Below are 14,175 nucleotides of genomic sequence, written 5' to 3' on the forward strand. Positions count from 1 at the left end.
GACACGGTGCCGCCGACCGGCTCAGCAGGCGCTGCGCAGCGTGCCTGCCGACGAGCCGGGGAACGCGCCCGGGGTGACGTCGAGGTCCACCGGCCCGGTGCCGCCCGGCGCCGAGGTGACGACGAAGTCGATCCGCTGGGTCTCCCCGGGGTCCAGCACGGTGATCACCTGCGCCACGTCGCGCCCGTCGAGGTCCTCGGTGGCGACGGGGTCGAACTCGCGGCCGTCGAGGCCGAGCGAGGTGATCCTGCCGCCCTCCGGGCCCATCACGTAGATCGCGATGCGCTGCTGGCCAGGGTCGATCTCCCGGTAGTACCGGCCCCCGGGGAACAGGCCGGAGACGGTGGGCGGCACCTCGAAGCCGCCCGGCACGGCGTTGGTCAGCTCGATCGTGCCGGCGACCTCCTGGGAGTAGCCGGTGCACTTGCGCGCGACGGCCTGGACGTCGTACTTGAGGTAGTACGTCATCTTCGACTCGAGCGCGTCGTTGACGTAGACGCCGACCTGGGTGCGCTGGTCGCCGGTCGTGAGCTGGCCGGCGATCTCGGTGTCGGCGATGTCGGCCTGGTCGTCCTCGACGAAGCTGTGCATCCGGATCCGGCCCTCGGCCACGGCCCGGACCAGCTGGCGGATCACCGTGACCGGGTCGCCCCGCCCGGCGGCGAAGGCGTTGAAGACGGCGCGCGCGACCGCGTTCTGGAAGTCCTCCTGGGCCGCCCGGTCGGGGGCGTTGAGGTAGATCTGGTTCTCCACCTTGGCCACGACGTCGGCCGAGGACACCGTGCCGTAGCCGGGCACCTCGACCGGGCCGGTCGCCGTCAGCAGGTAGGACACGGCGACGGGGTCGACGAAGAAGACGCCGTCCACCTCGCTGCCCGGGCCGCCGACCTCCTTCTTCCAGCGCGCGGCGGCCAGCTCGGCCGCACGCCCGGCGTCGGGAGTCATGCTCGCGTTCATGAACCACTGTCCGAGGGTGGGGCCGAAGACGGCGTCCTCGCCCTTGGTCAGCTTGATCACGGGGTGCTCCAGGGCGCCGTACTTCGAGGTGCCCTCCTGCTTCACGATGTCGACGTCACCGTCGTCGGCGTGGATCATCGAGATCGAGCCGGCCAGGCCGCCGAGACTGCGCAGCTCGGCGTTGTTCTCGAGGACGAGCAGGTGGTCGCGCGGTCCGTCGGCGCCGAGCAGGCTCGGCATCAGGTCGGCCGCGCGGTAGGCCGAGCCCAGCGCGGCCCGGGCGTCGACGATGAGGCCGCTCAGCTCGTCGTAGCGCTCGCCCAGCGGGCCGCTGAGCCCCGTGGAGTCGACGCTCTGCAACCGGGTGGCGGCGGCGTCGAAGGCGCGCTCGCTCTCCCTCGCCGGCTTGCCGATCGCCTGGATCGTCTCGAGCGGGAAGCGGTGGTCCTTCGGGTTGAACGAGCGCGCCGCGACCAGCTCCGCGGCGTCGACCAGCTGCGGGATGCCGTCGTCGCCCAGGTCGTCGAGCACGACGGCGGCCGTGGCCACGGCCTCGGCGTCGTCACCCACGAACGGCGTGTGCTCGAGCGCCCACCAGGTGGGTCCGTCGGTGCGCCCGCGCGCCCGGTCGGTGCTGTCCTGGTAGTCGGCCAGCGCCTGCTTCGCCTTGTCGGCGTTGCCCTGCTGCAGCTCCGAGCGCAGCACCATGGCGTCGTGCTGCACGTCCTTCAGGGCCTGTACGGCGGACAGCACCGTCCAGCCGGTCCAGATCGCGACCAGCGCGACCACGGCGGCAACGCCGCACCAGACCATGCGGGACCGCTTCTCCCGCACCCACCGGACCGCTCCGCGCCAGCCGTGCGGGCGCCGGCGACGACGGACCATGGGAGACACGCGGCACAGCATGCCACCGACCCACGCGCCGACGTGCGGCGTCTTGTCACTGCCTTGCGTGCCATCTCGTAGGATGCCTGCGGTTGGGAGGGCTCGCGTGACCGAAAGCCGGGTCACGGCGTTCTTCACATGCCTACGCAGCTGGTCACCTGAGATGAGGGTCCGTGGATTTCAAGCAGTTCTTGCTGGTGCTGCGCCGTCGCTGGCGCAGCGTCGTCGCGGTCTTCGTGGTCGCCCTCGTGATCGCCGGCGCCATCTCCTACCTGATCACCCCGAAGTACGAGTCGACCTCCCGCACCATCGTGTCGGTCAACGCCGGCACGGCGGGTGAGGCCTCGCAGGCCACCTACTTCCTCCAGAACCGGGTGACGTCCTACGCCGACCTCGCCAAGAGCACCGAGCTCGCCTCGCGGGTCATCAAGGTGCTCGACCTCGACATGACGGCCGAGGAGCTCTCCGACGAGATCTCCACCGAGGTCGTCGAGTCGACCTCCGTCATCGCGATCACCGTGCAGGACGAGGACCCGCACCAGGCGCAGACCATCGCCGACGTGGTCACCACGGAGTTCAAGTCCTACGCCGAGGAGATCGAGACCATCGGCGAGGGCCGTGAGTCGCAGATCGCCCTCAACGTCATCGACCAGCCCGAGTACAACGGCAGCCCGGTCGAGCCCAACACGCTCCTCAACCTGATCGCCGGAGGCCTGATCGGCCTGCTGCTCGGCGTCGGCCTCGCGGTCGCCCGCGAGCTGCTCGACCGCACGGTCCGCACGGCCGACCACATCGCCGAGGTCACCGACGCGCCGGTCCTGGCGAGCATCGGCTTCGACAACGAGATCCGCTCGGCGCCGCTGCTCACCGACCTGGGCGCGTTCGCCGCGCGCACCGAGGCGTTCCGACTGCTGCGCACCAACCTGCAGTTCATCGACATCGACCAGCGCGCCCGCGTGCTCGTCGTGACCAGCGCCGTGCCCGGTGAGGGCAAGACGATGACGTCGACCAACCTGGCCGTCGCCCTCGCGCAGACCGGTCGCACGGTCCTCGTCATCGACGCCGACCTCCGCCGCCCGCGGGTCGCGAGCACCCTGGGTGTCGACCCGGCCATCGGTCTCACCACCGCTCTCGTCGGCAAGGCCGAGATCGAGGACGCCATCCAGGTCCACGAGCCCAGCGGCCTGCACGTCCTCGCGTCCGGCGCCAAGCCGCCGAACCCGACCGAGATCCTGCAGTCGCGGGTGACCCACGACCTGATCCGCCGGCTGCGTCAGTCCTACGACATGATCATCATCGACGCGCCGCCGCTGCTGCCCGTCGCCGACGCCTCCGTGCTGTCGACGCTGGCCGACGGCTCGATCCTCGTGGTCCGCCACGGTCAGACGACCCGCGACCAGATCACCGAGGCGGTCAACCGGCTCACGCAGGTCGGCGGCCGGCTCTACGGCGTCGTGGTCAACATGGTCGCCAAGCGCGCCATCGGCTCCTATTACTACTACTACTACGAGGAGACCTCGCCGGTGCGCGACGGCGGCAGCGCCAAGAGCCGCCGCGCGACCCCGACGAAGGGCAAGGGCAGCCGCAAGGCCATCGCGCCGCCGAAGGCGGCCAAGGACACGCCGCCCGATGACGACAACGGCAGCCACAAGGCACCCCCTGCCTGAGAGCAGGCCCTGACATGCTCAGCACCATCGAGGCCGACCTCCGGGCCAACGTGGACCACACCAAGCGCACCGGGCTCGGGTTCTGGGCCTGGGTGATCGGCAAGGCCGTGGTGACGCCGCAGGTGCAGGTCGTGGTGCTGCACCGGATCGCCTCGGCGCTCGCGCGCACGCCCCTGCGCCCGCTGGCCTTCGTGCTCCGCTCGATCGGCCTGGTCTGGTCGGGCGCGGAGATCCACCCCGACGCGACGCTGGGCCCCGGCTTCGCGCTGGTCCACTCCAACGGCATCGTGGTCGGCCCCGGGGTCGTCACGGGCGTCGACTGCCGCCTCAACCCCGGCGTCGTGCTGGGCGAGCCGGGCCGCGGCAGCTCCGGCGACTACGGGTTCCCCGTGCTCGGCGACCACGTCACCATCGGCGCGCACGCCGTCGTGCTCGGGTCGGTGCGGATCGGCCATGGATCGGTGGTGGGCGCCAACTCCGTCGTACGCGGGGACGTGCCGGACGACGTCGTCGTCATCGGCTCCCCCGCGAAGGTCGTGCGCCGGCTGGTGCCCTTCGAGGACGACCCGAGCAGGGCGACCGCGATCACCGAGTGACCTACTGGGCGAGCAGCAGGTCCAGCTCGGCGAGCACCACGTCGGCGGGGATGTCGATGTCGTCGACGATGCCCGTGGGCTCCCTGCCCTCGGGGAGGGTGCCGGTACCGACGAGGTAGCGGTAGTGGATGCCCCCGATGGCCTCGGCGATCGTCCACAGGCCCAGGTGCACGTAGGTGCCGGCGAACATCTCCAGCACGCGCACGCCCGGCCGGCTCCAGGTGAGGTTGGTCAGTGCCGCGCCGTGCGGCGCGACGATCACCTCGGCGCCGTGGAACACGTCGATCTGCTCCTGCACGCTCAGCGTGCCGGGGTCGAGCATGACGAACCCCTGCGCCTCCAGGCGCGGCCACAGGTCTGCCTCCTGGAGGTAGCGGCGCGCACCGGGCAGCTGCCCGCGCGAGAGGTACAGCCGCGTCGGCGTGCCCGTGGCCCCGCTCGGGGGCAGCCGCTTCCGCAGCCACTCCGTCGCCGAGCGCGGGGCGTCGAGGTCCTGGTTGGGCGTGCTCGGCACGAGCAGCCGGTCGGCGCGGATCGTGCGGTCGGCGCGCGGCTGGACGTAGGGCCCGGGGATGCCGGCGAGCTCGAGGATCTGCTTCTGGTAGCCCGAGGCGTGGGGTACGACGACGGCGTCGACCCGCTCCCCCGGCATCGCCTCCTCGAAGACGCCGTAGCGCGCGACCGCGTCGTAGAGGAAGTGGTAGTAGTTGCCGGCCGTGCCCCGCGCGGCGAGGCTCAGCAGCGTGCCGTCGTGCTGCTCGACCTGCGGCAGCCGGGGATGCAGGAAGACCGGGTGCTCGCGCCAGCCCTGGAGGCCGAAGTAGCCGGAGGTCTGGTAGTCGAGGATCCCGCCGGGCGTGACCGAGGCGCCGAAGTCGCCGACCAGCCGGCCGTCGCGGATGTCGAGCACGTAGCGCGCCGGGATCTCGGCGTGCCGCCCCCGCTCGAAGACCCAGTGCGCGGGCGGGGAGCCCTGCGCCGGGCCGCGGTCGAGGATCTCGGCCGGTCCGCCGGGGTGCAGCGTGACGTCGGGGTCGCGCTCGACGGTCGCCGCCGACGACGTGGTCGCCGTGCGCGGCAGGCCGCGGACGCCGAGGAACCGGCCGAACGGGCGGTAGACGACCCCCGCGAGCACGGACAGCAACCGGTGCACCCGCTTCAGCAGCGGCCAGGCGGGCTGGAGCCGGGCGGGCAGCCGGCTCACTGGCCGACCAGTCGTCGTACGACCCTCCACACCACCGGCACCTCGAGGACCCTGCGCACCAGAGCCCGCATCCAGAGTGGACGGATCAGCTTGCGGGCCAACCGGGAGAGCCGGCCGTCGGTGCGCAGCAGCACCAGCTCGAGCTCGCGCTCGGCGTCGACGTTGAGCTCGACGACGGGCGGGTGCCGCAGCGGGAGGTCGAGGGAGTCGGCCGGCACCGGGTCCTTCGCGGCGCGGGTGTGCGTGGCGCCCTCGCCGTAGCCGTCGTGCTCGACGAGGTTGACGCACGGCATGATCGAGAGCCCCTGGCGGGACATGATCGTGACCCACCAGTGGTGGTCCCAGCCGTAGCGGTCGCCGTCGGTCTCGGTCGAGACGAAGGTGAAGTGCTTGCGCGCGGCCTCGGTGACGAGGGCGTCCGGATGGGGTACGGCGACGTGGGTGCGGTGGGCGTCGGCCGTGCGGGGGACCTGGTCCACGCGCTCCTCCGCGCCCGCGTGGTCGCGGTCGAACTCGGCGCGGTGGTCCTGCCAGCGGTCGGCCCAGGTGGCCCAGCCCCAGACGCTCGCCCAGGTCGAGAACCCGTAGCTGTAGCCGTGGAACATCTCCTTCGGCACCAGGTGGGTGTCGCCGCCGATCTGCCAGACCCGCTTCTCGTCGGCGTAGCGGGTCAGCAGCTCCTCGGCGTAGCTGAAGAAGCTCGGGTCGGGGATGCAGTCGTCCTCGAGCACGATCGCGCGGTCGACCTGGGAGAAGACCCAGTCGAGGCCGAGCTCGACGTTGGCCTCGAGCCCCAGGTTGCGCTCGGCGAGCTTGCGCTCGACCTTGCACGGCCAGTCGATCTCGTCGATCAGCTCCCGCACGGCGGCGCAGCTCGCCGCCTCGTCGGGGCGGTCGGGGCGCGGACCGTCGGCGACGACGAAGAGCTGCTCGGGTCGCACCTGGCGCAGCACGTCGAGGTTGCGTCGCGTGACGTCCGGTCGCCGGAAGACGATCAGGACCACCGGTGTCTGCACGCTCAGCTCCTCATCCGGGAGGCGACCCGCGCGGCGCTCTTCGCGGGACGACTGTTGACCGCCGCCCGAGCGGCGCGGCGCAGTCTAGGGGACTTGATCAGCCTGCGACCCAGGCGGGCCGCGGGACCGCCGACGCGGTTGAGGTGCAGCTCGAGCTCACGCTCGACGTCGGGGTCGAGCGCGACCTGCGGGGGGTGCCGCAGCGGGAAGCCCATCGGCTCCGCCGGGTCGTCCTCGCGGCCCGGCGAGTAGCCGTGCGTGGCGTCGGCCCCGAAGCCGCCGTTGACGACGAGGTTGCCGGCGGGCGCGATGCACAGGCCGCCCTCGCTCATGATCGTGAGCCACCAGTGCTTGTCCCAGCCGTGGGTCACGACGTCGGTCGAGTCGGCCGCCTCGGCGAAGTGCCGCTGGCCGGCCCGGGTGACGAGGGCGCCCGGGGCGGGGACCGCCCTGCGGGTGCGGACGGGCGCGTCCCCCGCGTCGGTCTCCGAGCGCCGCACGTGGTCGCGCGTGAAGATCGCACGGTGGGCCTGCCACCGGTCGGCCCAGGTGGCCCAGCCCCACACGCTGGCCCACGAGGTGAACGCATAGCTGTGGCCCTTGTAGAGCCTCGTCGGCACTCCGTGGCGGTTGCCCGCGACCTGCCAGACCCGCTCGTCGTCGCGGTAGCGCGCGAGCAGCGCCTCCGCGTAGCGGAAGAACGTGGGGTCGGGGGTGCAGTCGTCCTCGAAGACCATCGCCTCGGGCACCTGGGAGAAGACCCAGTCGAGCCCGAGCTCCACGTTGCCCTCCACGCCGAGGTTGACGTCGGAGAACTTCCGCTCGACCTGGCAGGGCCAGTCGATCTCCTCGAAGACCGCGCGCGTCTCGGCGCACAGGGCGGCGTCGTCGGGCCGGTCGGGGCGCGGGCCGTCGGCGATCAGGAAGACACGCTCGGGGGCCGTCTCGCGGATCGCGGCGAGGGTGCGGCGCGCGAGATGCGGTCGGTTGAACGCGATCAGCACGACAGGGGTCGGGAGCACGGAAGCGGCAGCCTTTCGATCAGCTCATCCGGTCATGGCGTGGAACATTCCACCAGACCCGGCGTCCTGTCTTAGGGTTGCCCACTGTGCCCCCATCTGACAGCCAGTTCATCGCCAAAGTGAAGCGCGCCAACCCGTCGCTCGTCGCCTCGTGGGCGAAGCGCCAGGCGAAGACCGTCGCGGCCCGCGGCGGCTACCTCGTGACCAAGATGGACGACGAGGCACGCCGCTACGCCCGCGTCTCCCACAACGACGCCGTCCCGCTGCCCGCGGGCGCGGAGCAGACCCTGCGGATGGACAACCCGCAGCTCGTGGCGCTCCAGTCGGCGTACGACAGCCTCGACGTGGCGGCGACCGCGCACACGCAGTGGCGGCAGAGCTTCCTCAAGCGCAACCTCTCGCTCGCCTGGTTCCGCGGCGACAACGCCTACGTCTGGCAGTTCCGCCAGCTGCGCAACGCCGCCGAGGCGCGGATGTACCTCACTCTCCTCGACGTCGAGTCGCGCGACCGCCTCGGCCTGCTCAAGCGGCTCGAGGAGGACGGCACGTTCGGTGCCTGGACCTTCACCTACGGCAACCGTCCGCCGGTGAGTCGCGACCTGCTCGACAGCGTCAACGAGATCAGCTACCTCGATGCCCAGATGGGGCTGAGCAGCATCGAGGGACTGCGCGTCCTCGACATCGGTGCCGGCTACGGCCGGATGGCGCACCGCGTCTCCGCCGGCCTGCCCAACCTGGCCCGCTACGACTGCATCGACGGGGTCGCGACCTCCACGTTCCTCTGCGACTACTACCTGAAGTTCCGCGAGGTCCCCGAGTTCGTCCGCGCCGTTCCGTTGCCCGACTACGAGACGCTCGCCGACGAGTACGACATCGCGGTCAACATCCACTCCTTCTCCGAGTGCTCGATGGAGGCCATCGGCTGGTGGCTCGACCGGATCGCCGAGCGCAACATCGAGTGGCTCTACATCGTGCCGAACACCCCGCACCAGCTGCTGAGCACCGAGCTCGACGGCACCATGCAGGACTTCTCCCACCTGGTGAAGGCCGCCGGCTACGAGCAGGTCGACGAGCGCCCGGTCTACGAGAACGACGAGCTGCGCGCGCTCATCGACCTGCACGACACCCACTTCCTCTTCCGGCGGGCGGACGCGTCTCAGTGACCGGTGCCCCGGGCTCACGGATCGTCGGCGACGACGACCGCTCCCCCAGGACGCTCTGGGCCGAGGAGAAGCTGCGGCGCTTCTCCGCGGCCACGACGCACCAGATCCTGAAGCGGCGCGGCCGGAGCCTGGGCATGTGGGTGGGGTGCGGCTTCCCCAAGTCCGGCACCAACTGGCTGTGCGAGCTGATGGGCACCTCGCTCGGGCTGCCGGTGCCCGTGGACTATCAGCTGCCGCTGATGTTCAAGGCGGTGGTGCACTCGCACTACCTCTACGACGAGCGGATGCCGCAGGCGATCTACATCCGGCGCGACGGGCGCGACGTGATGACGTCGTTCTACTTCTACTGGACCCGCGCGCTGCAGCTGAACAAGAACCCGCGCTTCTCCAAGGGGATCGCCGAGATCTTCGACGGGCTCTACGGCTCGTCCTTCGACCCGGCCGACGTGCAGGGCAACCTGCCGAAGTTCATCGACTACCAGATGACCGTGTCACCCACGACCGTCGGCACGCCGTGGCACGTCCACGTGCGCGACTGGTGGGACCGTCCCGGGGTGGGTCACGTGTCCTTCGAGGGGCTGCTCGACGACCCGGTCGCGGAGATGATGAAGGCACTGGCCGCTGCGGGCGCCGCGCCGGAGCAGGAGATGGTGGAGCTCGCCGTACGACGGCACGACTTCTCCCGGTCCGCCGGCCGCAGGTCCGGCCAGGAGGACCGCGGCAGCTTCCGGCGCAAGGGGTCGTCGGGCGACTGGCGCAACCACTTCACCCGCGAGGCCGGCGAGGTGTTCGACGCCTACGCCGGTGACGCCCTGGTCGACTTCGGCTACGAGACCGACAGGGACTGGTACCGCGCGCTCTAGCCCAGCCGGGAGAGCCGCTCCCTCAGCACGGCCGGGTCGACCGTGGTCAGGTCGAGCTCGAAGAGGTCCTTGTTGGCGCGCAGCTTCTCGTCGCTCCAGGTCCACCACTCGACCGGCGCGATCAGCTCGATGACCTCGTCCGGGTAGCGGTAGCGGATCACCCTGGCCGGGTTGCCCACCGCGATCGCGTAGGCCGGGACCGACTTCGTCACGACCGCGCCCGCTCCCACGATCGCCCCGTTGCCGATCTCCACGCCCTCGAGGATCGTGATGTTGTCGCCGACCCAGCAGGCCGCGCCGATCCTGATGGGCCGCTGCATCGGCTTGAGCATCGACCTTCCGCCGATGATCCTGCGTTGGGCCATCTCCTGGATGTTGAGGTACTCGGTGTGGTGGTTGGACGCGCGGATGACCACCCGGCCGATGATCGAGTAGGGCCCGATCTCGCAGGGGTCGATGTAGGCCGGGACGGTGACGCGGACCCGCCTGCCGAGCACCGCGCCCCGCGACACGAACGTCCCGGGTGCGACGTCGACCTCGTCCCGGGCCCACTGGAGTCGTTGCCGCACGACCACGGGGAGTCGGCGGATCGCCCGCAGCAGGGGCGCGAGCAGCAGCCGGAGGAAACCCACGCGCGTCACGTTAGTGCCTGGGCCAGGCGCGCCCCGCAGGTCCGTGGGCGTTTCACCGGGCTCAGGTCCGCTTGTGCCGTCCGGGCGCCAGCACGGGCGCGTTCTCCAGGGCCTCGATCGCCTCGATGCCCTCGATCACCTCGGCCTCGTGCTCGGTGTCACGGTCGACCTCAGGCCAGGTGAAGTCGCTGCGCAGGTGGCTGAGCAGTGCCCACCACCAGCCGGCGACGGTGAGGCTGAGACCCACCAGGGATCCCCAGTAGGCGCCCTCGGCGTCGCCGAGGTAGGCGCCGATGACGAAGCCGATGATCGACAGGACCGTGCCCGCGATGTCGATCTTCATGACCTGGCTGATCTGGCGACGCCCCATGAGCGCAGCGCGCACCCCGCTCTGCCCCGCCATCGCGAGCACGCGCAGCCCGATGACGAGGAGCAGGGGCGTGACCAGGTGCCAGACGTCGCCGAGGATCAGCTTGCCGACGGAGTCGGGGATGACGAAGAGCACCGCGAAGTTGAGCAGCGCGACCACGATGGAGACGAGCATCGCCCGGCGCTGGTGCGCGAGCAGCCCGGCGTTGTCGGGGCGCTCGCGGGCGATGTCGGCGCCGGCCGAGGTGGCCACCGCCATCTGCACGGTCGTGCTGGGCCGCTCGAGGAGCAGGGCGGCGCGGACCGCGGCCACGGCGAGCGGACCGCTGACGACCGCGACCAGGCCCGCGCCGATGAGGGCGACCGTGGCACTGGAGCTGGCGGCGACGAGGGAGCGCCAGGAGAAGTCCCAGCGCTCCTTGAGCCACGTGAGCGAGATGTCGTGCCCGCGCGGGAGGCCCTGCTGCACGAAGACCCAGATCCCGGAGATCGCGCCCGTGCCGCCCCAGCCGATCACCATCCACATCAGGGTCATCTCGTGGAAGAGCGGGATGGCCAGCAACGCCACGACGGTCAGCACCAGCCAGAGCGTGTCGAGCACGATCGCGCGGGACGGACGGCCCTGGGCGAAGGAGACGAACCGGCCGACCTCCTGCACGGCGAGAAGTGGCATCAGGGCGCCGACGACGACGAGCGACGAGCCGAGCCCGCTGTCACCGAGCAGCATCACCCCACCCGCGGCGGCGATGAGCACGGCGGCGCCGACCGCCAGCAGGAGCGCGCTGCCGAGCACGGCGCGTGGCCGGGTGTCGGCGTCCTCCGGGTGCACCATCACGGTCCACGAGACGAGCGAGCGGACCAGGCTGCCCTGGACGAACACGAAGACGAGGAGCACCAGGGCGAAGCGGCCGAAGTCGGCCGGGTCGAGCACGTGGGCGGACCAGATGAAGACGACGAGGCTCGCGACGCTGAAGATGATGTTGTCGATGGTGACGGCGCTCATCCGCCGCCGGGCCCCGGCCGCGTCGCTGGTGTTGCCGACCGGCCCGTCGGTCTCGGCCGCCGCGACCTGTCCGGTTTCCACCATGCCCTGAATCCTCCCAGACGGGTCGGCTATCGTCCGGTGGTCATCCAAGAATCCTGCGTGGAGGTTCCCCGTGCCGTCCGCTCTTGCCTATCGCTCGCTCCGCCGCGTGGCCTCTGCGCCCGTGGCGCGCCAGATCGTGCAGCGCCTGCGCGCCCAGCACGACGAGCTGCTGCTCGCGATCGGCCGCCTCGAGAGCCACGTGCTCGCGTCGAACACCAAGCCCGACAGGCTCGACGACATCGAGTTCAAGGTCTTCTCGCAGTTCGGTGAGGACGGGATCCTGCAGTACCTGATCCGCAGCATCGGCCGGCATCCCGACTCGTTCGTGGAGATCGGCACCGGCGACTACCGCGAGTCCAACACCCGCTTCCTCGTGCAGAACAACAACTGGCGCGGCCTCGTGATCGACGGCGGCGAGGCGCACGTGAAGTTCGTGCTCGGCACCGGCATGAGCTGGCGCCACGACGTCGAGCCGGTGAGCGCCTTCGTCACGCGGGAGAACATCAACTCCCTGATCAAGGACAACGGCTTCGAGGGCGACATCGGCGTGCTGTCGATCGACGTCGACGGCAACGACTACCACCTCTGGAAGGCCGTCGAGGTGGTCAACCCGGCGATCGTGGTGATGGAGTACAACGCGCTCTTCGGCCCGACCGCGACGATCTCGGTGCCCTACGACCCGTCCTTCGTCAACAGCGAGGCCCACTACTCCCAGCTCTACTTCGGTGCCTCGCTCGGCGCGTTCGTGCACCTGGCCGGCGAGCGCGGCTACCGGTTCGTCGGCTGCTCGAGCAACGGCGCCAACTCGTTCTTCGTCCGCGACGACATCGCGGGCGACCTGCCGAGCCTGACCTCGGAGGAGGGCTACCGGGCGAGCCGGTTCCTCACCTCCCGCAACCCCGACGGCACCATGTCGCGGATGCGCAGCGTCGAGGACCGGCTGCGGCTGATCGGCGACCTCGCGGTCCTCGACGTCAGCACCGGCACGACGACGACCGTCGCCGCTGCCTGCCTGCCCGGAGGCACCGACTGATGGCCGCGAAGGACCCGCACCGGATCCCGCTGCACCGGACCCGTCACCTCGTCCGGGTCACCCGCGCCAAGACCCAGTTCACGATCTACTCCCTGCAGCTGTTCTTGGCCGCCTGGCGCGGTCAGCTCAAGGAGATCTGGGTGGGCGACTCCCACGCCGCCCTCACCCCGGCCCGCGAGCTCGGGAAGCCGCTGCGCCACATCGAGGACGGCCGGTGGGTCTGCCACCTCGGGCCGCGCCTGCAGTTCTCGATCGCCCGGCAGGGCCTGCCGCCGGCCGTCCTGCGGATCTTCCGCCTCGTCGGTCGCACGAAGCACGCCAAGGACGTCCTGTGGATCTACAGCTTCGGCGAGATCGACGTGCGTTGCCACCTGGTGCCGCGGATGCACGAGCCCGGCACCTTCGACTTCGTGCCGCTCTACCTGGAGAAGATCCGCGAGGCCGCGCGCGCGACCGGCAGCGACCGCGCACTGGTCTACGTGCCGCCGCCGGAGAGCGACGTGGCCGAGGAGCAGACCGGCTTCCCGGTCGTCGGGACGCTCGAGGAGCGCACCCAGGCGCTGCACCTGATGCGGGACGCGATGCACAAGGCCGTGGCGTCGATGACCGATGACGGACCGGAGATCCTGCTCGTCGACTGCATCGACGAGTTCTCCGACGAGCACGGCATCTGGCAGTGGCGCTACACCTACGACGGCCTCCACACCAACGACGAGGGGCGCGCCGTCGTACGCCGGGAGATCGATCGCGTGCTGGCCGCAGCGGACGCCGGCCGATGACCGGCGTGACGTGCCCGGCCTGCGGGTCGAGCTCGGTCCACGTCGGACCGGCCAGTCGCCGTACGGCCTCCGTGGTGGCGCGCTGCGGCGAGTGCCGCGCGCAGTTCCTCGTCGAGGAGACCACGGCACCGACCGAGGTCGTCTCGACCGACGAGGTGTCGGTGGAGTACGTCGCCGACTGGGTCGAGAAGAAGCGGGAGGGCATCGGCCCCGCGGTCTGGCGGGAGAAGCTCGCGTGGCTGGCCGAGGAGGTCGCCGACATCGAGAAGCCGAAGCTCTACGACGTCGGCGCCGGTGGCGGCGAGTTCCTCGCCGTCGCCCGTGACGAGTACGGCTTCGTCGTCGGCGGCAACGACATCCTCGAGGGCGCGATCGCCGTCGCGCGCGAGCTGAGCGGGGTCGACCTCGACCTGGGCGACCTCTCCGAGCAGGACCACGAGGACGTCTTCGACGTCGTGACGATGTGGTGCGTGCTCGCCCACGTCCGCGACGGCGAGCGGATGATGCGCGACGTCCACCAGATGCTCGCGCCCGGCGGGCTGCTCTTCCTGCAGACGCCGCACAACACGATCGCGGACCGGATGTCCTACGGCGCGCGCGTCGCCAGCGGTGGCCGGGTGGCCCGGATCTCGGACCGGCGGCTCGCCGGCCACCACCGGATCCTGCACACGAAGCAGAGCATCACCACGCTGCTCGAGCGGGTCGGATTCGTCGACGTCCGGGTCGATCCCCAGATCCGCTACCCCATGTCGTCGGAGGCCTACCTCCACTCCCTGCGCGCACCGTCGTGGTCGCTGAAGCCGGTGTCATGGGCCATGGACAAGGCGATCGCCAGCGGGGCAGTCCCGCGGATCACGCTCGACGTGCAAGCACGCAAACCGCAGCAAGCAACCGCGAGATAG

At 70.9% G+C, this 14,175-nt stretch carries 13 protein-coding genes; 7 read left to right on the plus strand and 6 right to left on the minus strand.

What is annotated here, in order from left to right; all coding sequences use genetic code 11:
- Positions 1-21: 21 nt before the first annotated feature.
- Positions 22-1,842 (minus strand): DUF4012 domain-containing protein, encoded by a 1,821-nt coding sequence (locus ACAX67_RS13480; RefSeq protein ID WP_370704547.1) that lies wholly within the window; start codon positions 1,840-1,842, stop codon positions 22-24.
- Positions 1,843-2,015: 173 nt separating this feature from the next.
- On the opposite strand from ACAX67_RS13480, the gene ACAX67_RS13485 reads away from it, so the two are divergent.
- The gene (locus tag ACAX67_RS13485; protein WP_370704363.1) at positions 2,016-3,509 is read left to right on the plus strand and encodes a tyrosine-protein kinase domain-containing protein; all 1,494 of its coding nucleotides are present in this window, start codon (positions 2,016-2,018) and stop codon (positions 3,507-3,509) included.
- Positions 3,510-3,523: 14 nt separating this feature from the next.
- Positions 3,524-4,105, plus strand: a complete 582-nt coding sequence (locus ACAX67_RS13490) for a serine O-acetyltransferase (protein WP_370704364.1) — start codon at positions 3,524-3,526, stop codon at positions 4,103-4,105.
- A 1-nt stretch (position 4,106) separates the two neighbouring features.
- On the opposite strand, the gene ACAX67_RS13495 is transcribed toward ACAX67_RS13490, so the two are convergent.
- From ACAX67_RS13495 to ACAX67_RS13505, 3 genes are read right to left on the minus strand one after another with little or no spacing between them, the layout of a single operon-like run.
- Positions 4,107-5,309 (minus strand): glycosyltransferase family 61 protein, encoded by a 1,203-nt coding sequence (locus ACAX67_RS13495; RefSeq protein ID WP_370704365.1) that lies wholly within the window; start codon positions 5,307-5,309, stop codon positions 4,107-4,109.
- Positions 5,306-6,325 (minus strand): glycosyltransferase family protein, encoded by a 1,020-nt coding sequence (locus ACAX67_RS13500; protein ID WP_370704366.1) that lies wholly within the window; start codon positions 6,323-6,325, stop codon positions 5,306-5,308. Before ACAX67_RS13500 ends, ACAX67_RS13495 begins: the two co-directional genes overlap by 4 nt.
- A 2-nt stretch (positions 6,326-6,327) precedes the next feature.
- Positions 6,328-7,347, minus strand: coding sequence for a glycosyltransferase family protein (locus ACAX67_RS13505; protein WP_370704367.1), 1,020 nt, complete (start codon positions 7,345-7,347; stop codon positions 6,328-6,330).
- A gap of 86 nt (positions 7,348-7,433) precedes the next feature.
- Between ACAX67_RS13505 and ACAX67_RS13510 the strand changes: the two genes are divergently transcribed.
- Together ACAX67_RS13510 and ACAX67_RS13515 are read left to right on the plus strand one after the other, a co-directional pair.
- A complete protein-coding gene (locus tag ACAX67_RS13510) occupies positions 7,434-8,510 on the plus strand; it encodes a class I SAM-dependent methyltransferase (protein ID WP_370704368.1) in 1,077 nt (358 codons plus the stop codon).
- Positions 8,507-9,373 carry a sulfotransferase domain-containing protein gene (locus ACAX67_RS13515; protein WP_370704369.1) on the plus strand — a complete coding sequence of 289 codons (867 nt, stop codon included), beginning with the start codon at positions 8,507-8,509 and terminating at the stop codon, positions 9,371-9,373. Before ACAX67_RS13510 ends, ACAX67_RS13515 begins: the two co-directional genes overlap by 4 nt.
- On the opposite strand, the gene ACAX67_RS13520 is transcribed toward ACAX67_RS13515, so the two are convergent.
- Positions 9,370-10,005, minus strand: coding sequence for a CatB-related O-acetyltransferase (locus ACAX67_RS13520; protein ID WP_370704370.1), 636 nt, complete (start codon positions 10,003-10,005; stop codon positions 9,370-9,372). The two genes, ACAX67_RS13515 and ACAX67_RS13520, sit on opposite strands and share 4 nt — an antisense overlap.
- Positions 10,006-10,066: 61 nt before the next feature.
- Positions 10,067-11,461 carry an MATE family efflux transporter gene (locus tag ACAX67_RS13525; RefSeq protein WP_370704371.1) on the minus strand — a complete coding sequence of 465 codons (1,395 nt, stop codon included), beginning with the start codon at positions 11,459-11,461 and terminating at the stop codon, positions 10,067-10,069.
- Between the two features lie 106 nt (positions 11,462-11,567).
- Here ACAX67_RS13525 and ACAX67_RS13530 point away from each other — a divergent pair, with 106 nt between their 5' ends.
- The 3 genes from ACAX67_RS13530 to ACAX67_RS13540 are packed head-to-tail and all read left to right on the plus strand — an operon-like array spanning position 11,568 to position 14,175.
- Entirely contained in the window at positions 11,568-12,494 is a 927-nt protein-coding gene (locus ACAX67_RS13530) for a hypothetical protein (protein ID WP_370704372.1), read from the plus strand.
- Complete coding sequence (locus ACAX67_RS13535; protein ID WP_370704373.1) at positions 12,494-13,273, plus strand: hypothetical protein; 780 nt, start codon at positions 12,494-12,496, stop codon at positions 13,271-13,273. The genes ACAX67_RS13530 and ACAX67_RS13535 overlap by 1 nt, the downstream gene beginning before the upstream one ends.
- Entirely contained in the window at positions 13,270-14,175 is a 906-nt protein-coding gene (locus ACAX67_RS13540; protein ID WP_370704374.1) for a class I SAM-dependent methyltransferase, read from the plus strand. The genes ACAX67_RS13535 and ACAX67_RS13540 overlap by 4 nt, the downstream gene beginning before the upstream one ends.

Origin of the sequence: Nocardioides candidus (assembly GCF_041321175.1) — a bacterium.
Taxonomy (GTDB): Bacteria; Actinomycetota; Actinomycetes; order Propionibacteriales; family Nocardioidaceae; genus Nocardioides.

Coding starts and splice junctions, on each gene's coding strand:
- ACAX67_RS13480 (WP_370704547.1), bottom strand. CDS start 1,842: ATGGTCCGTCGTCGCCGGCGCCCGCACGGCTGGCGCGGAGCGGTCCGG.
- ACAX67_RS13490 (WP_370704364.1), top strand. CDS start 3,524: ATGCTCAGCACCATCGAGGCCGACCTCCGGGCCAACGTGGACCACACC.
- ACAX67_RS13525 (WP_370704371.1), bottom strand. CDS start 11,461: ATGGTGGAAACCGGACAGGTCGCGGCGGCCGAGACCGACGGGCCGGTC.
- ACAX67_RS13535 (WP_370704373.1), top strand. CDS start 12,494: ATGGCCGCGAAGGACCCGCACCGGATCCCGCTGCACCGGACCCGTCAC.
- ACAX67_RS13540 (WP_370704374.1), top strand. CDS start 13,270: ATGACCGGCGTGACGTGCCCGGCCTGCGGGTCGAGCTCGGTCCACGTC.